At 60.3% G+C, this 19,251-nt stretch carries 19 protein-coding genes; 7 read left to right on the plus strand and 12 right to left on the minus strand.

The genetic code is table 11. The features are described from left to right. Nucleotides 1–98: 98 nt before the first annotated feature. The 4 genes from HU731_RS13275 (at nucleotide 99) to HU731_RS13290 (ending at nucleotide 4,596) form a co-directional block, all read left to right on the plus strand. Nucleotides 99–2,528, plus strand: a complete 2,430-nt coding sequence (locus HU731_RS13275; RefSeq protein ID WP_186607761.1) for a TonB-dependent siderophore receptor — start codon at nucleotides 99–101, stop codon at nucleotides 2,526–2,528. A gap of 61 nt (nucleotides 2,529–2,589) precedes the next feature. Continuing rightward, nucleotides 2,590–3,693, plus strand: coding sequence for a PepSY-associated TM helix domain-containing protein (locus HU731_RS13280; RefSeq protein ID WP_186607760.1), 1,104 nt, complete (start codon nucleotides 2,590–2,592; stop codon nucleotides 3,691–3,693). Further along, nucleotides 3,690–3,860 (plus strand): hypothetical protein, encoded by a 171-nt coding sequence (locus tag HU731_RS13285; RefSeq protein WP_177345144.1) that lies wholly within the window; start codon nucleotides 3,690–3,692, stop codon nucleotides 3,858–3,860. Before HU731_RS13280 ends, HU731_RS13285 begins: the two co-directional genes overlap by 4 nt. A 106-nt stretch (nucleotides 3,861–3,966) precedes the next feature. Further along, a complete protein-coding gene (locus tag HU731_RS13290) occupies nucleotides 3,967–4,596 on the plus strand; it encodes a glutathione S-transferase family protein (protein WP_186607759.1) in 630 nt (209 codons plus the stop codon). Here HU731_RS13290 and HU731_RS28940 read toward each other — a convergent pair. From HU731_RS28940 to rloA2, 5 genes are read right to left on the minus strand one after another with little or no spacing between them, the layout of a single operon-like run. Continuing rightward, nucleotides 4,581–4,763, minus strand: coding sequence for a hypothetical protein (locus HU731_RS28940; protein ID WP_186607758.1), 183 nt, complete (start codon nucleotides 4,761–4,763; stop codon nucleotides 4,581–4,583). The two genes, HU731_RS13290 and HU731_RS28940, sit on opposite strands and share 16 nt — an antisense overlap. Then, nucleotides 4,760–6,109, minus strand: coding sequence for a cell envelope integrity protein CreD (creD, locus tag HU731_RS13300; RefSeq protein ID WP_056782901.1), 1,350 nt, complete (start codon nucleotides 6,107–6,109; stop codon nucleotides 4,760–4,762). Before creD ends, HU731_RS28940 begins: the two co-directional genes overlap by 4 nt. Before the next feature lie 51 nt (nucleotides 6,110–6,160). Beyond that, nucleotides 6,161–7,600, minus strand: a complete 1,440-nt coding sequence (gene creC, locus HU731_RS13305; protein WP_186607757.1) for a two-component system sensor histidine kinase CreC — start codon at nucleotides 7,598–7,600, stop codon at nucleotides 6,161–6,163. Continuing rightward, nucleotides 7,600–8,268, minus strand: a complete 669-nt coding sequence (gene creB / locus HU731_RS13310; protein WP_186607756.1) for a two-component system response regulator CreB — start codon at nucleotides 8,266–8,268, stop codon at nucleotides 7,600–7,602. Before creB ends, creC begins: the two co-directional genes overlap by 1 nt. A gap of 8 nt (nucleotides 8,269–8,276) precedes the next feature. Further along, nucleotides 8,277–8,777, minus strand: coding sequence for a retropepsin-like aspartic peptidase RloA2 (gene rloA2, locus HU731_RS13315; protein WP_186607755.1), 501 nt, complete (start codon nucleotides 8,775–8,777; stop codon nucleotides 8,277–8,279). 171 nt (nucleotides 8,778–8,948) lie between these two features. On the opposite strand from rloA2, the gene yihG reads away from it, so the two are divergent. Beyond that, on the plus strand, nucleotides 8,949–9,851 hold the full coding sequence (gene yihG, locus HU731_RS13320) for a 1-acylglycerol-3-phosphate O-acyltransferase, YihG family (protein WP_186607754.1): 903 nt from the start codon (nucleotides 8,949–8,951) through the stop codon (nucleotides 9,849–9,851). Nucleotides 9,852–9,945: 94 nt separating this feature from the next. On the opposite strand, the gene HU731_RS13325 is transcribed toward yihG, so the two are convergent. Together HU731_RS13325 and HU731_RS13330 are read right to left on the minus strand one after the other, a co-directional pair. Beyond that, the gene (locus HU731_RS13325; protein WP_186607753.1) at nucleotides 9,946–10,584 is read right to left on the minus strand and encodes a hypothetical protein; all 639 of its coding nucleotides are present in this window, start codon (nucleotides 10,582–10,584) and stop codon (nucleotides 9,946–9,948) included. Between the two features lie 120 nt (nucleotides 10,585–10,704). Continuing rightward, entirely contained in the window at nucleotides 10,705–11,277 is a 573-nt protein-coding gene (locus HU731_RS13330) for a DUF2780 domain-containing protein (RefSeq protein ID WP_186607752.1), read from the minus strand. A gap of 136 nt (nucleotides 11,278–11,413) precedes the next feature. On the opposite strand from HU731_RS13330, the gene HU731_RS13335 reads away from it, so the two are divergent. Both HU731_RS13335 and HU731_RS13340 read left to right on the plus strand, forming a co-directional pair. Further along, entirely contained in the window at nucleotides 11,414–11,872 is a 459-nt protein-coding gene (locus tag HU731_RS13335) for an anti-sigma factor domain-containing protein (RefSeq protein WP_003194846.1), read from the plus strand. 221 nt (nucleotides 11,873–12,093) lie between these two features. Then, complete coding sequence (locus tag HU731_RS13340; RefSeq protein WP_144020179.1) at nucleotides 12,094–12,597, plus strand: hypothetical protein; 504 nt, start codon at nucleotides 12,094–12,096, stop codon at nucleotides 12,595–12,597. A 137-nt stretch (nucleotides 12,598–12,734) separates the two neighbouring features. On the opposite strand, the gene fdhA is transcribed toward HU731_RS13340, so the two are convergent. From fdhA to HU731_RS13365, 5 genes are all read right to left on the minus strand, one after another. Next, nucleotides 12,735–13,934, minus strand: a complete 1,200-nt coding sequence (fdhA, locus tag HU731_RS13345) for a formaldehyde dehydrogenase, glutathione-independent (RefSeq protein WP_116667930.1) — start codon at nucleotides 13,932–13,934, stop codon at nucleotides 12,735–12,737. A 212-nt stretch (nucleotides 13,935–14,146) separates the two neighbouring features. After that, nucleotides 14,147–15,004 carry a formyltetrahydrofolate deformylase gene (purU, locus tag HU731_RS13350; protein WP_014720231.1) on the minus strand — a complete coding sequence of 286 codons (858 nt, stop codon included), beginning with the start codon at nucleotides 15,002–15,004 and terminating at the stop codon, nucleotides 14,147–14,149. A gap of 161 nt (nucleotides 15,005–15,165) precedes the next feature. Next, on the minus strand, nucleotides 15,166–15,798 hold the full coding sequence (locus HU731_RS13355; RefSeq protein WP_186607751.1) for a sarcosine oxidase subunit gamma: 633 nt from the start codon (nucleotides 15,796–15,798) through the stop codon (nucleotides 15,166–15,168). Nucleotides 15,799–15,934: 136 nt separating this feature from the next. After that, entirely contained in the window at nucleotides 15,935–18,952 is a 3,018-nt protein-coding gene (locus tag HU731_RS13360) for a sarcosine oxidase subunit alpha (RefSeq protein WP_186607750.1), read from the minus strand. Further along, entirely contained in the window at nucleotides 18,949–19,251 is a 303-nt protein-coding gene (locus HU731_RS13365) for a sarcosine oxidase subunit delta (RefSeq protein WP_003194855.1), read from the minus strand. The genes HU731_RS13360 and HU731_RS13365 overlap by 4 nt, the downstream gene beginning before the upstream one ends.

Consider the following 19,251-nt stretch of genomic DNA (forward strand, 5'->3'; position numbering starts at 1 on the left):
GCACACCGCAAAAAATATTTTCACCCAGCCCTATCACTTTTCGATTCTCGCTCGGCACCTAGGCAATTGAGAAATATTTCCATTCAGGAGCCGCCCGTATGTCCCGCACGCTAGACACCTTGTTGCGCCCCAGCCTGTTAGCCGTGGCGATCGCCCTCAGCGCCCCGCTGGCCAGCACCACGCTGTATGCCGCAGAACAAGCGTCCAGCGTGCGCGCCTACAACCTGCCGGCTGCGCCCCTGGCCAGCACACTGAACCAAATCGCCAGCCAGGCCGGCCTGGCGCTGACCCTCAACCCTGCACTCGCCGCCGGCAAGACCTCGGCGCCGGTCAAAGGCCAGTTCGATGCGCAGGGCGCGTTGCGCGAAGCGCTGCGGGGGACGGGGTTGCAGTTGGAACAAAGCAGTGCGGGCACTTACACCCTGATGCCGGTTCCAGAGGGCGTCGTCGCCTTGCCGACCACCAACATCACCGGCCAAGGCAGCTATGAAAGCGCTTGGGGGCCGGTGGAGGGATATGTAGCAAAGCGCACCGCCGCCGGCACCAAAACCGATACCGCGCTGGTTGAGGCACCACGCTCGATCTCGGTGGCTACTCGCGAGCAGATGCAAGACCGTAACGTCCAGAACCTCGACGACGCGGTGAAGTACATGCCCGGCATCGTGTCCGCCAGCTACGGCAGCGACACCCGTTACGATTGGATGCGCGTGCGCGGCTTTGAACCCACCCAATTCCTCGACGGCCTGCCACTGCCCCGTGGCGTGTACGCCAACCCAAAAGCCGAAACCTGGAACCTCGATCGCCTCGCCCTGCTGCGCGGCCCGGCTTCATCGGTTTATGGTCAAACTCCACCTGGTGGCTTGCTGGACATGGTCAGCCGCCGTCCCAGCGCCGAACAGAGCAGTGCTATCCAGGTGCAATACGGCAGTGACAACCACCGCCAGATCAATTTCGAAAGCACTGGCAAGATCGATGATGAGGGCCAGTTTCTCTACAGCGTTGGCGGCGTGGTGCGCGATGCCGGTACCCAGGTCGATCACATCGACAACAAGCGGTACAACATCGCACCGAGCTTGACCTGGAATATCGACACCGATACCAAGTTGACCTTGCTGTCACAGTTCACCCGTGATGATACCGGCACCACCAGCCAGTTCCTGCCGATTCAGGGCACCAAAATCAAATCACCGCTAGGCGAGGTTTCCCACCACAAGAACCTCGGCGACCCGGACTACGATTTCTACGACCGCACCTACTACGCATTGGGCTACGCGTTCGAGCACCGTTTCAACGATACCTGGCAATTCAAGCAGAACCTGCGCTACACCAAATCCGAGCTGGCGTTCCAGCAACTGACGGTAGGCTCGTTTGCCTTTTCCCCCGCCGATGCCAATGGCGACATCAGCCGCTCTTCGACCAATGTGGACGAGGACATCAGCCAGTTCGCGGTGGACAACAATTTCCAGGCTGACTTTGCCACTGGCGACATCTCCCACACCGTGCTGCTGGGCCTGGATCATCAACGCACCGACACCTCGTACCTGGCGATTTTCGGCGACGGTGGCACTACGAACATCTTTAACCCGGTCTATGGCCAGCCGATCGTGCGCCCGGCGCGCTCCACCGCGTTCTACGATTACAACCAGAAAACCGTGCAGACCGGCCTTTACGTGCAAGACCAGATGGCCCTGGACAACTGGCGCCTGACTCTTGGTGGTCGTGAAGACTGGGTGCACCAGGGCACCACCTACTTCAACAAGAACGACGCGACCAATACCGACCGCAGCAAGAATTTCAGTGGCAACGCGGCGCTGAGCTATGTGTTCGACTCGGGCTTTGTCCCCTACCTCTCGTACGCCGAGTCGTTCCAGCCTGCGAGCAACGCCAGTGTCGACCCCCTCCAGTCGTTCAAACCGACGGAAGGCAAGCAGTGGGAGTTGGGGATCAAATACCAGCCACCCGGCTCCAACACCCTGCTTAGTGCGGCGGTCTACGACCTGACCCAAAAGAACGTGCAAGTCACCAGCTTCCAGTCCGGTGGCGCCTCCGTGACCGACCAGACGGGCGAAGTAAAAGTCAAAGGCCTGGAGCTGGAAGCCGTATCTGACGTAACCGAAAACCTCAAAGTGATCGCCGCCTACACGTTGGCCAAATCCGAAGTGCAAAAAGGCGAGTTCAAAGGCAACCGCCTGCAACTGATGCCTAACCAGCAAGCATCCTTGTGGACCGACTACACCTGGCACACCGGCGCACTCGACGGTTTCGGTATCGGCTTCGGCGCACGCTACACCGGCAATACCTATGGCGACCAAGCCAATACCTGGGCCGGCAAGGCCAACGCCTACACCGTGTTCGACGGCGCCGTGCATTACGACCTCGGTCGCCTGGACAACAGTCTCAAGGGCGCCTCGGTAAAAGTGAACGCGACCAACCTGTTCAACAAAGACTACATTTCCACCTGTGATGGCTCCTATTGCTACTTCGGCGACCAACGCAGCGTAGTTGCCAGCGCCACCTACCAGTGGTAATCAGCTGAGTTAACCACCAGGCCGCCCAAAGGGCGGCTTTGGTGCATCTGAAGGCTAGACAATGAAAAGCAAAACCATCCGCCGCTGGTCCTTCATCCACACCTGGACCAGCCTGATCTGCACCGTATTCCTGCTGCTGCTCGCCCTCACCGGCCTGCCGTTGGTGTTTCACCACGAGATCGACCACCTGCTGGGCAACGAGCCCGAACTGGCGCAGATGCCTGCCGATACACCCCGGCTCAACCTCGAGCAGCTTGTAGCCAAAGCCCAGGCCCATCGCACCGGCGAGGCCATGCAGTACCTGGCCTGGGACGAAGACGACAATAACGGCGTGATCGCGATCATGGCGGCCACCGCCGGCACGGAGCCGAACTCGTCGCACACCTTTATGCTCGATGCCCGCACCGGCGAAACCGTCGACATGCCGTCTGCCAATGGGGGCTTCACCCTGTTCCTGCTGCGCCTGCATGTGGATATGTTTGCCGGGCTGCCGGGCAAGTTGTTGCTGGCGTTCATGGGCATTCTGTTTGTGCTGGCGATTATCTCGGGCACGGTGTTGTACCTGCCGTTCATGCGCCGCTTGAAGTTCGCCACCGTGCGCCAGGACAAGTCCACTCGCCTGCGCTGGCTCGACCTGCACAACCTGATCGGCGTGGTCACCCTGACCTGGGCGCTGGTGGTGGGGGTGACCGGCGTGATCAGCGCCTGCGCCGACCTGATCATCGAGGCATGGCGCCAGGACAGCCTCAGCGCCATGATCGAACCCTACAAGAACGCCCCGCCGCTGACCCAGCGCGCACCCGCCACCGAGCTGTTGAGCATTGCCGCCAAGGCCGCACCGGGTATGGAGCCGGACTTTATCGCCTTCCCCGGCACGCGCTTCTCCAGCGAACATCACTACGCCGTGTTCATGAAGGGCAGCACCCACTTGACCTCCCACTTGCTGACACCGGTACTGATCGACGCCAGCACCCTGGCCGTCACGGCCATCGCCGAACGACCGTGGTACATGGACGCCATGGGCATGTCCCAACCCCTGCATTTTGGTGATTACGGCGGCATGCCAATGAAGGTCCTGTGGGCGATGCTGGATGTGCTGACCATCATCGTGCTGGTGAGCGGCATTTACTTATGGATCGTGCGGCGCAAGGCGGCCAAGGTATGAAGCCGCGGCAGTCGAATTTCTGGAAGGTGTTTGCCATACCGCTGGGGATTGGCCTGCTCAGTGCCGCCGGGTTGTTTGCGGCGCTGCTAGGCGATGGGTGGTGGGATTCGTTGAGTTGGATCGGGTTGGGCATACCCGCGACCATTGCCGTCTACAAACTACTGTAGGAGCGAGCTTGCTCGCGAAAAACCCGAGAGCACCGCGTTAAACCAGGCGAGCTGCGTTATCGTTGGCGTTATTCGCGAGCAAGCTCGCTCCTACAGAGGAATGCCCATGTCCGCGCCCAGCATGACCTTGTTCCACAACCCGGCGTCACCGTTCGTGCGCAAAGTCCGCGTGCTGCTGATCGAGACCGGCCAACAGAACCGCGTGGCCCTGCACGCCTGCATGCCCACACCGGTCACCCCGGACGCCGATGTGGTGCAAGGCAACCCCACGGGCAAGATCCCGGCCCTGCGCCTGGCCGACGGTTCGGTATTGCACGACAGCCGGGTGATCCTCGATTACTTCGACCACCAGCATGTCGGCAACCCGCTGATCCCCCGCGACGGCTGCGCCCGTTGGCGACGCCTGACCCTGGCCTCGATGGCTGACGGCATCATGGATGCCGCCGTGCTGGTGCGTTACGAGACCGCCATGCGCCCGCCAGAAAAACACTGGGCGCCCTGGCTGGATGAACAGCGCAACAAGATCCGCCGCGTCCTCGCCGAGCTGGAGCGGGACGCCATTGCCGAACTGGCCAGCCACTTCGACATCGCCGCCATCAGCGTGGCCTGTGCACTGGGCTATATCGACTTTCGTCATCCGGACATGCAGTGGCGCTCGGACACTCCCAAGCTTGCCGCCTGGTACGCCGAGGTCAGCCTGCGGCCTTCGATGCAGCAGACTCAGCCGCCTCTGTAGGAGCGAGCTTGCTCGCGAAAATCGTCAACGATAACGCGGGTCGTCTGGTTAAACGCGGTGCTCTTGCGTTCTTCGCGAGCAAGCTCGCTCCTACAGTGGAAGGTGGCGTTGGTGAGGAAGTTGACCATCTTGGCTTTCATTTGCTGGTCTTCGCGCAGTCCGATCATTGCCCTTGCTCCACCTTGCGTTTACCCACCCCATACCAATCCAGCTTGCGTGTCAGCACCATCACCGTGCCCAGCAAGCCAAACAGCAACAGCGAGCCCATCAACAGCGCGTAATCCTCGGCACTGAGCAACCCGTACAGCAAGCCATACAACGCTGCCAGCCCGGCCGAAAACCCCAGGCCGTGGGCGACGCTGCGCAGCACATGGCACACGTAGAAGCCGATCAACACCACACAGGCGCTGGCAGATATCAGGTAGGCCAGGGCAAAGCCCAGATGCTCGGACAACGACAACAGCAGCAGATAGAAGAACGCCAGGGCGACGCCCACCAAGGCGTACTGGATCGGGTGCACCGCCAGACTCTTGAGCACCTCGAACAGGAAGAAGCCAGCAAAGGTCAGCGCGATAAACAACAGCGCATATTTAATCGCCCGGTCGCTCTTGAGGTACTGGTCTACCGGGTCGATGAAGTTCACACCAAAGCTGCGGTTGCTGAAGTTTTCACAGCCTTGCCCGTCCAGGCAGTTCTGCAGGGCTTGTTCCAGGTTGGTGGAGAAGAATGTCGTCTGCCAGTTGGCGCTGAAACCCTGGTCGGTGACGTCACGTTGAGCTGGCAGGAAGTTGCCGATAAAGCTTGGGTGTGGCCAGTTGGACGCCAGTGACACCTGGCTGGTCTTGCCCACAGGCACCACTTGCAGTTGCTCGGTGCCTTGCAGGCGCAGGTCGAAGGCGAACTCCACCACGGCGGGTTTCTTGCTGTCCTGCTCGGGCAGCGTCACATGCACACCCTCGCCCAGCCAGTCGACTTGGGAGCCTGGCGAGAACTCCAGCCGCTGCTCACCCAGTTCCAGCTTCAGCGCGTTTTCAATGCCGCGAATATCGCTGATGCCCACCGCCAGAAACGCCGGTTCAAAGCGGTAGTCGGCAAAGTCTTCGGTGATCCCCAACTGCGCAGGCAACTCGAAACGCCCGCTGATACGGTTGTCGGCATGGAACAACCGCGCCTGGTAGATACCCCGCGAGCGCAGTTCGGTTTGCACCTTGCCGTCGAGCTCAAAACGGTCCGGCAGGAAATACAGACGGCCGCGTTCTTCACGGGTTTCTTCGTAGCGTTTGTTGAGTTTCTCATTGAGCTTCCACTCACGCACGGTCTTGCGATACGGCACCACCATCACCGGCCCGGTGAGGCGCTGGGCAAAGCTTGAGCTGCGGGCAATGTCCATCAGTACGCCGTCGCGCAGTTGCTGACGGTCGCTGATGATGCCGTTGATCATCAGCAATGGAATCAGCAACAGCAGGATCAGCAGCGCAATCGCGCCCAATTTGAAAAGCAGGTTGCGGTTCATGGGTCTCTCCCTGTTTTGATGGGGAGAGTCTGCCCAGCCGGTATGGAGGATTTATGTGGGCAATGTGGAGACTGTGTGGAGATGCAGCACCGCTCGCACGCCGCCTGGCACGTTGCCGATCTGCAATGAGCCGCCGTGCAGCTTCATCACCTCCTCGACAAAGTTGAGCCCCAGGCCCGTACTTTTGCGCCCGCTGGCCGGGCGCGGCAGCGAGTAGAAGCGCTCGCTCAGGCGCGGCAAGGCGTAGTCGGGAATTGCATCCGCCTGGTTGAACAGGCTGACCTGCACCTCGTGATGCTGCACCTGGGCGCTGAACCTCAGCGTGCCGCCCGGCGGGGTGAAATCCAGGGCATTGTCCAACAGGTTGCCCAGGGCCTGGCGCAGCAGGAAGGGTTCGCCCACCACCTTCACATCAGCGGCGATGGCCTGCTCGACGTGCAAGCCGGCGCCTTCGATCCGCGCACATTGAGCCTTGAGCACATCCTCAACCAGCGCGGCCAGAGGAATGCTCGACTGCTCTTCCAGACCCTGGCGCTGCTCCACCTGGGCCAGGTTCAACAGGCGTTCGATCAACTGTTGCAGGCGCGCGCTTTCGCTGTCGATATTGCCGACAAAACGCTGCTGCTGCTCGCGGCTCATGTCGCCCTGCAACAGCTCCGCCGCCCCGCGAATCGCCGCCAACGGGCTTTTCAATTCATGGGTCAGCGTGTGCACGTAGCGCTCTACGTAAGCCTTGCCTTCCAGCTGCGTGCGCATGTGTTCCACGGCGGTGGATAACTGCTTGAGCTCGCCGCCGCGGTAATGCGGCAACTCGGCGCGGTGGCCCTCGCTCACGGATTCGGCATAGGCGGTAAGACGTCTGAGGGCCGCCGTCAGCCACCACGACAATAGCGCGCCCAGCAGCAGCCCCAGGGTGACCAGGCCGGCGCCGTACCACAGCAGGCGCCGCTCAGTGCGATCCACATAGGGTTGCAACGAGCTGTTGGGCTTGGCCACCGTGACCACACCGATGATCTGGCCGTTATCGCGAATCGGCGCCCCTACGTGCATCACCGATGAGGTGGCGTCGTCCGCGTCGCTGCGGGTGGAGCGCGCGCCGTATTCGCCACGCAGGGTCAAGTACACGTCGTTCCATTTCGAATAGTCCTGGCCCACCGCTTCATCGCTGGAGTCGAGCAATACCCTGCCCTTGGCGTCGGTCACGTAGATGCGATGGTTGACCTGGTTCTTCGGCAGCCCCCAAATCACCGCACCCGGTTGACGGTTGCCATAGGCCTTGAGCAGCGCTGGCCAATGACTCTGGCCGAGGGTGCCGTTCTTCACGTCCTCGCGCAGGATCTCGGCCAACAGGTTGGCGGTGTCCACCAGAGTTTCTTCGGTGGACTGGCGCACGCCGGGGCGGATTTCCTTCATCACGGTGTTGAGCACGAAGTAACCGGTCAGGCCGATAAACAGCGCATACACCAGGAAAATCCGCAGCCCCAGGCGCATCAGCTGTGGCTCGGGCTGTAGCTATAACCGAGGCCACGATGGGTCTGGATCGGCTCGGCGTCCGCCGCCACACTCCGAAGCTTACTGCGCAGGCTTTTGATATGGCTGTCGATATTGCGCTCGTAACCGGCATCAAAGGGTACGCCCAGCGCGTCCAGCAGTTGTTCGCGGCTGAACACGCGCTCGGGTTGGTTCAGCAGGCTTTGCAGCAGGCGGAACTCATGGCGCGTGAGGCTCAAGGGTTGCCCACGATAGAGAATCTGCATGCGCTCCAGGTCTACCTGGAACAGCGTCGGCGCCACACCCGGGCCGACCCGCTTGAGAATCGCCCGGACCCGCGCCGCCACTTCCCGCGGGCTGAAAGGCTTGACCACGTAATCATCGGCGCCGATCTCCAGCCCCACTACCCGGTCGATCTCGGCATCCCGGGCACTGAGGAACATCACCGGCACTTCGCTGAAGCGGCGCAATTGCTTGCAGGTTTCAAAGCCGGTGATGTCCGGCAGGCCGATGTCAAGGATGACCAGGTCCGCCGGGGTCTGGCGCTGATGCTCCAGCGCCGCCTGGCCCAGCGTCAGCCAGGTGGTGGTGAAGCCTTCGCCTTGCAGGGCAAAGATCAGCGTGTCGGCAATTGCCGCTTCGTCTTCGACAATCAGGATGTGCGGCATGGGTTCAATCAGCAGTCTGGTTTGTCGGCAGTGTAACGACGCGCCGGGTTCACCGCAGCACCAAACTCACGCAGGGCCTTGGCGCCGATCAACAGTGGGTAGTTGAAACTGCTGCGGTCAGTGAGGTTGACCTCGACGGTGCGCTTGACGTCACCCAGGCACATTTCCAGGTCGATCACCGGGCGCTTGGCCACGCTGGCTTCGTCCTTGTCATCATCTTCGTCGGCGCGGCTTTTGATCTTGCTGATGCGCGACACCTTGTGCTCATACACCTTGTTACCCGCCTCTTCACCGCCGAGGCGGAAGCGTACCCAGTCATCGCCGTCGCGCTGAAAGGTTTCGATGTCACGCGCCGACAGCGAGGCGGTCAGCGCGCCGGTGTCCATCTTGGCCTTGAAGGTCTGGCCGATCTCCGGCAACTGGATGTATTCGTAGCGACCGTAAAGGGTCGGCTCGGCCGCCATGACAGGTACGGCAACCAGGGCGAACGCGGCAAGGAGTAATTTCACGGCAGGATTTCCTCGAAAGAAGTGGGCGGAGTCTAGACCGCAAACACGGCACTTAGTTGGATGACCGAGCATATCGCGCACAGTGTGAAACATTCGTCGGGCATTTTGCGATTTGGCCTCTAGACTCACCTTGCTTATCATGGCCCGCCCACAGAATTCCAAGAGTTGCTTATGCGCCGCCTGCTCACCGGCTGTCTGGTTACACTGCTGCTGTTACTCAACACGCTGATCCTGATCGGCCCCTTGATGGTCTTCGCCCTGCTCAAGCTGGTGGCGCCAGGGCGCTCGCGCGACTATGCCTCATGGGCGGTGATGTGGATCGCCGAAACCTGGGCCGAGATCGACAAGCTGATCTTCGCCGCGTGCATCCCCACCCAATGGGATATTCGCGGTGGCGAGGACCTGCGCGGCGATACCTCTTACCTGGTGATCAGCAACCACCAATCCTGGGTCGACATTCCCGCGCTGATCCAGGCATTGAACCGGCGCACGCCGTTCTTCAAGTTCTTCCTGAAAAAAGAACTGATCTGGGTGCCCTTTCTCGGCCTGGCCTGGTGGGCGTTGGATTACCCCTTCATGAAACGCTACACCAAGGCGTTCCTGGCCAAGCACCCGGAGCTGGCGGGGCAGGATCTGAAGATCACCAAGGAGGCCTGCGAGCTGTTCAAGCGCCAACCGGTCACGGTGGTCAATTACCTGGAGGGCACGCGATTCAACGAGGCCAAGCGCACGCAACAGGCTTCACCGTATAACCGGTTGCTCAAGCCCAAGGCGGGCGGCGTGGCCTTTGTGCTGGCGGCGATGGGCGAACAGTTGGACGCGATCCTCGACGTGACCGTGGTGTACCCGCAGCAAAAGATTCCGGGGTTCTGGGACTTGATCAGCGGCGCGGTGCCAAAGGTGATCGTGGATATCCGCACCCGCGAACTGGACCCAGCGTTGTGGCAAGGAGATTACGAGAATGATCCAGCGTTTCGCCAGACCGTCCAGAACTGGGTGAACCAGCTCTGGACGGAAAAGGACCGTCGAATTCAGGAACTGCTTGAAAACGACGGGGCGCAACGCGACGGATAACTTGCTGGACGCCGTTTGTTCCGGAGCAGCTTCAGGAAGTTGTGGGTACAACGAGGTATTTATAAGTTGTCCGGCTTGGGAGGGGTGGATGGACTCAGGCAGGTTTTTTCAAGGCTTCCACAAGACTGGAAATCAGTTTTTTCGAGTCCAGCCCCGCCTGGTTTGCTTCGCTGAGCGCGGCCCTCAACGCCCCGCTAAAAGCCCGGCCATCGGAGTTTGGACCGGCGAATGCGCGCAGCCCATCGGCCAAGTCGCCAGCGACCTTTTCATACACGTTAGCATCCTGTTCGTTCAGCGCTTGCGGCGTGGGGACCGGGCTGCCAGTGCCATCGCCCGCGCTGCTCAACTGCGTTCGCAGATGCTCAAGCAGCGCCGTCGAATCAAATCGATTTGTTGCACCAGGCGCGAAGTAACCCGCCACATCCGCGAGTATTTGGCTAATAGGGTGCTCAGGGTTTCTGGCCTTTGAGACGTTGTCTAGTCCATCCTGCACAGTGAGCCTGAGGTTAGGCGACGGTTCTTCGACCCCCCTTTTTTGACGGCTCGCTGTTCGCTTGTAACTATCATAGTCAATACCCAACTCTTCAAGGCGCGCACGCAGGTGCTCATCTGGGTCATCCCGATCGAGAGAGGGAACAGAAATATAATTTTTGATGTCTGGAGTTTGTGTCTCTTTGATATTCAAAATGCCACCACTCATATGTTCTAGGATTAACCTTTCAAGGTCGAACACGACCTTGAAAGGTAACCATATGTGGCGTCTTGTTTCCTACGGTTCCCTACAACCTAACGATTTTTACCAGGTACGATTTTTCAGCTGCGAACGCTATAAAAACGCCCTTTGCAGAGGTAACTAACTACCGGTGCCCCAGGCTTGAGCCAATTTGCCCAACACGGAGCTGCTGGCACCCTCGCCGCCCAGGTATTGCAAAATCACCGGGGCAAACTGCCCGATCATGCCACTGTCCATGCCAAGGGCACTGAACGCAGTGTTCAAGTCGTTAGTGTTTTTCACGTTGCCCAACAGGCCGTCCAGGCCGCTGGTCTTGCTGCCGCCGGTTTGGCCGAGCAACCCGCTCAAGGCACCGAGGCTGCCCAATGCGTTGTTACCTGATAATTGCTCGAGGCCCGGCACAGTGCTGCTCAACTGGGAGAAGTCGTTGCCGCTCAGCTTGTTCTTCGCCAGACCCAGCATGGCACCCGTGCCGCCCACCGCTTGCTCGGGGGTGATGTTCAGTTGCGAGGTCAGGGCCGTCAGCAGGTCGGCCGTCTCCGACGTAGGCGCGGCGGCGGCGGCCTTGTTGTTGCCACCCTGCATGCCGGAAATGGCGTTGGCTGCATCGCCAAGGCTGAAACCTGCGGCGAACACCGGGCCGGCGGCCACGGTCAACAGGCAGGACAGGGCAAAACCGCGTGAAATCTTCATCGAAACAACCTCTGGGTATAGGGGTAAAAGCAGGCGTTGGACTGGGTATCCCGTCGGTTGTTCCGGAGCCACTCAGGAACCCATCGAGGATAAGCGGGTCCATGAACTGACTACAAAATTTGTCGAGAAGAGACTTATGACTGCGATCCAACCCCCAGTGATTGAGCACAAGCCTGCGTTCTGGAGCCGCCCTCGCCTGTTCATCGGCGCCTGCGTGGTGGTGGTTGCCGGTATCGGCGGCGCGCTCTACACCCAGGACAGCGTCAAATCCGCGGCGACATTGGTGACCACGACCCAGCAGCCAGCCGCACAGATCATGGCCCACAAGGATTACCTGGAAGTAGAACCGATTGCCTCCACGGCGCCAGCACCGGACCAAAGCCTTGAACTCTGGGCGATCCCTAAAGATGGCGCACCGGTGTCACTGGGCCTGTTACCGGAGGATGGCAAAGGCATCATTGGCCTGAACCCCCGCCAGCAGGAGACGATCAAACAGCCCGTGGAGTTGATGGTAAGTTCTGAAACCAAAGGTGGTTCAGTGAGTAAGCAGCCAACCGGGCCTACGGTGTATCAAGGGGCACTGGCCACTCGCTAATCATCGGCTGCGCAAACTCGGTTCAAACTGTCGGAGCGGGCTTGCCCGCTCCAACGTCACCTGTAAATCGCCCATCACACGATCAGACATCTTGAATACTTATTCAATTTGATTATAGACCGTATAAAAAATGAATCTAAAAACCTGTCAACATTCACAGTAGCTCATATCAAATTAAATATTGATGATGGAGACTCCTTCAAGCATTGGAGCAAACAAGGATGAACCCCTCAACATTCAAAAAACAGCCTTCTCTGAGCATGTTCTGCCTGTCAGGTTTTATATCGCTGGCTGCGTTATTTGGAGCCACTTACGCGTCGGCGGAAAGCTGTCCAGATCTCAGTCAGGTCACTGGTTCCTTGGACAACGGAACCTACAAATACCAGTTTGGTAATTGGAAAGGCTCCAATCAGCCCGGCGCACCCGACGCTGAGAAGTCTTACCTGAATGCAGGGCTACACTTTGACAGGGTCACACTGGCGCAACGGGTAATTTCAAGCACAGAGGGATCGGAGGATCCCAATGAAACAGAAAGTCCGGGCACAACTGTCGCCTACATCAGATGCGATTATGTTGGCGCGGGAGATGACGCTCGAATCCGACTGGTCAAACGCGTCGGCGAGCTACCTAAACCGGATGCTGGCACTTGGGAAAATGAAACCACCACTAATACAGCCGGCACGATCAACAAGTACTGCACCCATACAAGTTGCTCTTTTAAATAAATACGACTACCAGACCTCTCAGCGTGGGTTGTCGCGTGGAGAATTCAAAGCCGCTAAACGCGCGTTACCTCACTATGAAAGTCCTAGCTTTCAAATAATGCAGCAGGGCGGCCGTTGGCCGCCCTTTTATCTTGAACTCAAGCTGCACTAAACAAACTATGCGGATCAATCACAAACTTCTTCGGCACACCCGCATCGAACTCGCCATACCCGCGTGGCGCGTCATCCAGGCTGATCACCTGCACGCCGACGATCTCGGCAATGTTGATACGGTCCCACATGATCGCCTGCATCAGTTGGCGGTTGTACTTCATCACGGGTGTTTGCCCGGTGTGGAAGCTGTGGGATTTGGCCCAGCCCAGGCCAAAGCGAATGCTCAGGCTGCCCATTTTCGCGGCAGCATCGACAGCACCTGGGTCTTCGGTCACATACAGGCCTGGGATACCGATCTTGCCCGCCACGCGCACCACGCCCATCAGCGAGTTGAGCACCGTGGCCGGGGCTTCGGCCTTGACGCCGTCGTGGCCGTGGCCGCGCGCTTCAAAGCCCACGCAGTCAACGGCGCAGTCCACTTCCGGCTCGCCGAGCAACGCGGCAATCTGTTCGTGCAGAGGGGTATCGGTGGACAGGTCGACGATTTCAAAACCTTGAGCCTTGGCGTGGGCCAGGCGGATTGAGTTGACGTCGCCGATGATCACCACCGCGGCCCCCAGCAAACGAGCGGAGGCGGCAGCCGCCAGGCCTACCGGGCCGGCGCCGGCGATGTACACGGTGCTGCCTGGGCCAACACCGGCCGTGACAGCGCCGTGATAGCCGGTGGGCAGGATGTCAGAGAGGCAGGTCAGGTCACGGATTTTCTCCATGGCCTTGTCGCGGTCCGGCAGTTTCAGCAGGTTGAAGTCGGCATACGGCACCAGCACGTACTCGGCCTGGCCGCCGGTCCAGTCGCCCATGTCCACGTAGCCATAGGCGCCACCGGCACGGGCCGGGTTGACGGTCAGGCAGACGCCGGTGTGTTGCTCCTTGCAGGAGCGGCAGCGGCCGCACGCCACGTTAAAGGGCACGGACACCAGGTCACCGATTTTCAGGTTCTCGACGTCGCTGCCCTTCTCGATCACTTCACCGGTGATTTCATGACCCAGCACCAGGCCGGTCTGGGCCGTGGTGCGGCCACGCACCATGTGTTGGTCGGAGCCGCAGATGTTGGTGGAGACCACGCGCAGGATGACGCCGTGCTCAATCTTCCTGCCACGGGGGTCCTGCATTTTGGGATAGTCGATTTTCTGTACTTCGACCTTGCCGTTGCCGAGATACACGACACCACGATTACCAGACATGCTTTCACCTCGCTGTTGTTTTTATGGAACTGCGTTGCCGCTTGGATGGGCAGCGCGTTGAGTGCTCGGGTACAGATGCTGTTTCTTGTGTTGCTTGTAAGGGCCTCTTCGGGAGCAAGCCCCCTCCCACAGTTGATAGGGTTCCAACCTTGGAATGCTGTCGAATGTGGGAGCGGCGGTGCGACGATTCGACTTGCTCGCGAAGGCGTCAGTCAGAGCACCACCGTGCGATTGGCATTCAAAAACACCCGCCGCTCGATGTGATACCCCACCGCCCGCGCCAATGTGAGCCCTTCGATATCGCGGCCCTTGGCAATCAAGTCTTCGGGATAGTGGCTGTGATCCACCACTTCCACGCCTTGGGCGATGATCGGCCCTTCATCCAGATCGTTGTTGATGTAATGCGCCGTGGCGCCCACCAGTTTCACGCCTTTGTTGTACGCCTGGTGATACGGCTTGGCGCCCTTGAAGCCCGGCAGCAACGAGTGGTGAATGTTGATGGCCTTGCCGTCCAGCTTGCGGCACAGCTCCGGCGACAGCACTTGCATGTAGCGCGCAAGGATCACCAATTCGGCGCCGGTGTCTTCAATCACCTGCCACACCTGACGCTCCTGGGACGGTTTGTCGTTGGGGTCCAGGGGGAAATGGTAGTAGGGAATCTGGTGCCAGTCGGCCAACGGTTTCAGATCAGGATGGTTGGACACCACTGCGACCACATCCATCGACAACTGGCCGATGCGCTGGCGATACAGCAGGTCGTTGAGGCAGTGATCGGCCTTGGAGACCATGATCACCACTTTGGGCCGGTAGTTCGGCGCCGTCAGTTCGAAGATCATGCCAAAGGCTTCGCCACGGGTTGCCAGGCCTGCGCGAAAGGCTTGCTCGTCGAAGCCATCGGGCTGGCGGAATTCCACACGAATGAAAAACCGGCCCGAGAGGCGGTCATCGAACGAATGGTGCTCGGTGACGTAGCAGCCCTGCTCAAACAGGTAGCGGGTGACCGCGTCCACCGTGCCGAGCACGCTGGGGCAGTCGGCGGTCAAAATCCATGTATCAGGGGCGCGGCTCATTACGAATAACTCCTCAAACAACGCTATCTACTGTAGGAGCGAGCTTGCTCGCGAAGAACGCCAACGATGATGCGTGCATGCTGAATGAACGCGGCGTCTTTGAGTTTTTCGCGAGCAAGCTCGCTCCTACAGTGAAGGGGTGAGACAGCGCGAGCGCCATGTCAGGCTTGGACGCTCAAACCGAATTCGGCCGAGGCATCCTGCAACCACAACCACCAGTAATCTGAGAAGCTGCGACGGATCAGCAGTTCCCAGGTGTCCTCGCTGGTATGACGGATCACCAGTTGCGACTTGGCGAACACCGTACCCACGGCTTTGCCGACCGGGAAGTTGTTGGGGTGCACGTCGTAGCTGGTGGACTTCATCAGCACATCGCGCACATTCGGGCCGCTCAGTTCAAGAATCTGCTGGCCGCCGCTGACGTTGACGATCTGGATATGCAGGTCGCCCAGGGCGGCGCGCAGATTTTGCTCGGCGGCAAATTCTTCACCGCTCGGCACGATCAACAGCCACTCATCCGGGCCGAGCCACTGCAGGCTGGTTTCACCCTTGAAGACCACGCTCAGGGGGCCGGGCAGCTCGATGCCGACGGCCTTGTGTACGCCAGCGGCGAAGGCGGCGTCATGGCCATCGCCACGGATGGTCAGGTGGCCGAGGAGTTTCTTTTCACGCACGGTCACGCCGGCATTCTTGCGGCCCTTGCCCACCAGGCTGGCGAGGTCGGCATGGTGCAGCGACGACTCGGCCTTGGCACCGGTGGTGGGGCGTTGTTGGTAAACATTGGCTGCTGTCATAAAGCACCTGTTCTGAATTCTGTTGATCGTTCCCACGCTCTGCGTGGGGATGCCGCCATGGACGCTCTGCGTCCGCTCTTGGGGCGCAGAGCGCCCCGGAATGCATTCCCACGCGGAGCGTGGGAACGATCAGGTGTCAGATGTTCTGGCGATCGCCTTTCGGGTCAAAGAACACCGAAGACACAATCTCGGCCTCGATCACGCTGCCATCCGCTTGCGGCGAGAACACCCGCTCGCCGATGCGCTTCAAGCCGCCCTTCACCACACCCATGGCAAACGAATAGCCCAGGGAGTTATGCGCATAACTTGAGGTGACGTGCCCCACCATCTTCATCGGAATCGTCTGCTTCGGATCGAACACCAACTGCGCGCCTTCCGGCAGCCACACGTTCGGATCAATCGGCTTGAGCCCCACCAACTGCTTGCGCTCTTCACGCACGCAGTCTTCACGGTTCATGCCGCGCCAGCCGATCCACGAGAACGGTTTGGTACGGCCGACGCACCAGCCCATGTTCAGGTCGTCCGGGGTCATCGAACCGTCGGTGTCTTGCCCGACGATGATGAAGCCCTTCTCGGCGCGCAGTATGTGCATGGTCTCGGTGCCGTACGGGGTCAGGTTGTACTTCTTGCCGGCCTCGACGATCTTTTCCAGCACGCCCATGGCGTAGTCGGCCTGCACGTTGACTTCATACGACAGCTCACCGGTAAACGAGATACGGAACACCCGCGCCGGCACGCCGCCCACCAGGCCTTCCTTCCAGGTCATGAACGGGAAGCCGTCCTTGTCCAGGTCGATGTCGGTAACTTCCGCCAGCAGCTTGCGGCTGTTGGGGCCCGACAGGGTCATGGTTGCCCAATGGTCGGTGACCGAGGTGAAGTACACTTTGAGGTCCGGCCATTCGGTCTGCTGGTAGATTTCCAGCCACTGCAACACGCGGGCGGCGCCGCCAGTGGTGGTGGTCATCAGGAAGTGGTTGTCGGCCAGACAGGCCGTCACGCCGTCGTCGAAGACCATGCCATCTTCCTTGCACATCAGGCCGTAGCGCGCCTTGCCCACGTCGAGCTTGGTCCAGGCGTTGCTGTAGATACGGTTGAGGAACTCGCGGGCATCCGGGCCTTGAATGTCGATCTTGCCGAGGGTGGACGCGTCTAGCAGGCCGACGCTATCACGCACCGCCAGGCATTCGCGCTTCACCGCAGCGTGCAGGTCTTCACCGTTACGCGGGAAATACCACGGGCGTTTCCACTGGCCGACGTCTTCAAACTCGGCGCCGTTCTTGACGTGCCAGGCTTGCAGCGCGGTGTAGCGTACCGGCTCGAAGATATGCCCACAGTGACGGCCCGCTACGGCGCCGAACGTCACCGGCGTGTAGTTGGGACGGAACATGGTGGTGCCCATCTGCGGGATGGTCACGTTCAGCGAACGGGCCGCGATGGCCAGGCCGTTGACGTTACCCAGCTTGCCCTGGTCGGTGCCAAAGCCCAGCGCGGTGTAACGTTTGACGTGCTCCACCGACTCGAAACCTTCGCGGGTGGCCAGTTCGATGGCGGCGGCGGTCACGTCGTTCTGCAGGTCGACAAATTGCTTTGGCGCCCGTGCGGTAGCTTTTTCGTGGGGCACCTGGAACAGCGCCAGGGTTGGCTCTTCAAGACGGCTCAAGGCTTTTGGCAGCGTGCCTTCAACCGGGGCAAAACCGGCTTCGCTGGCCGCACGCACGCCGCCTTCAAAGCCATCGGCGAGGGAATCGCCAAGGCCGTAGACACCGTTGATGCCGCCCACGCACACGCGTTTTTGCGGTGCTTCACCCGGTACAAACCCGAGGATATCTTCACGCCAGGTCGGCTTGCCGCCCAGGTGCGAGGCCAGGTGCACCACCGGGCTGTAACCGCCGGAGCTGGCGACCAGGTCACAGTCCAGCCACTCGCCGGGGCTGGTGACTTTATGCGCCTTGACGTCGATGGCTGCCACGCGGGCGCCGGTCACATGCTTACTGCCACGGGCTTCGATCACAGCGCTGCCGGTAAGGATGCGAATGCCTTTGGCACGGGCTTCTTCCACCAGTGCACCGCGTGGGTTGTGACGCGCATCGGCCACCGCGACAACGGTGAGGCCCGCATCGAACCAGTCCAGCGCTACGCGATAGGCATGGTCGTTGTTGGTCGACAGCAGCAGCTTTTTACCCGGTGCCACGCCATAGCGACGCACATAGGTAGACACCGCACCTGCGAGCATATTGCCCGGCACATCGTTGTTGCCGTACACCAGCGGACGCTCGCACGCACCGGTGGCCAGCACCACACGCTTGGCACGTACGCGGTGGATACGCTGACGCACCACACCAATCGGTGCACGGTCACCCAGGTGGTCGGTCAGGCGTTCGTGAATGGTCAAGAAGTTATGGTCGTGGTAGCCGTTGACGGTAGCGCGGGGCAGCAGCACCACGTCTGGCAGGGCTTTCAATTCGGCAATGACGCTGGCAACCCATTCAGTGGCCGGCTTGCCGTCGAGGCTTTCACGGGAATCAAGCAGCGAGCCACCAAATTCCTCTTGCTCGTCGGCGATGATCACGCGGGCACCGCTGCGCGCCGCCGCCAGTGCCGCTGCCAGGCCGGATGGGCCTGCACCGACCACCAGCACATCGCAATGACGGTTGAAGTTGTCGTAGGTGTCCGGATCGTTCTCGGTGGGCGAACGGCCAAGGCCCGCCGCCTTGCGGATGTACTTCTCGTAGGTCATCCAGAACGATTGCGGGTACATGAAGGTTTTGTAGTAAAAACCCGGTGGCATCAGCTTGCCGCCGACCTTGCCGAGAATGCCCATCATGTCGTTGTTCACGCTCGGCCAGCCGTTGGTGCTGGTGGCGACCAAGCCCTGGTACAGCGCCTGTTGGGTGGCGCGCACGTTGGGGATCTGCGTGGCTTCGGTGGCACCGATCTGCAGCACCGCGTTCGGCTCTTCGGCGCCGGCGGCGAAGATGCCGCGAGGGCGCGAGTACTTGAAGCTACGGCCAATGATGTCGACGCCGTTGGCCAGCAGGGCTGCGGCCAGGGTGTCGCCTTCAAAGCCTTTGTAGCTCTGACCGTTGAACGTAAACGTCAGGACTTTATTACGGTCGATGCGGCCACCGTTGGACAGGCGATTGATCTGGCTCATACCTTCTCTCCAGAGGCCTTGGCGGTGAACTGAGGCTTCTCACCGATCTTGTAGGTTTCAAGAATTTCGTAGGTGACGGTGTCGCGGGTGGCGTTGAAATACTGGCGGCAACCGGCGGCATGGATCCACAGTTCGTGGTGCAGGCCGCGCGGGTTGTCGCGAAAGAACATGTAGTCGCCCCACTGCTCGTCGGTGCAGGCATTCGGGTCCAGCGGGCGCGGGATGTGCGCTTGGCCGGACGCGTGGAATTCCTCTTCGGAGCGCAGTTCGCCACAGTGAGGACAGAAGATATGCAACAT

This window comes from Pseudomonas salmasensis, assembly GCF_014268375.2.
GTDB classification, from domain to species: Bacteria; Pseudomonadota; Gammaproteobacteria; order Pseudomonadales; family Pseudomonadaceae; genus Aquipseudomonas; species Aquipseudomonas salmasensis.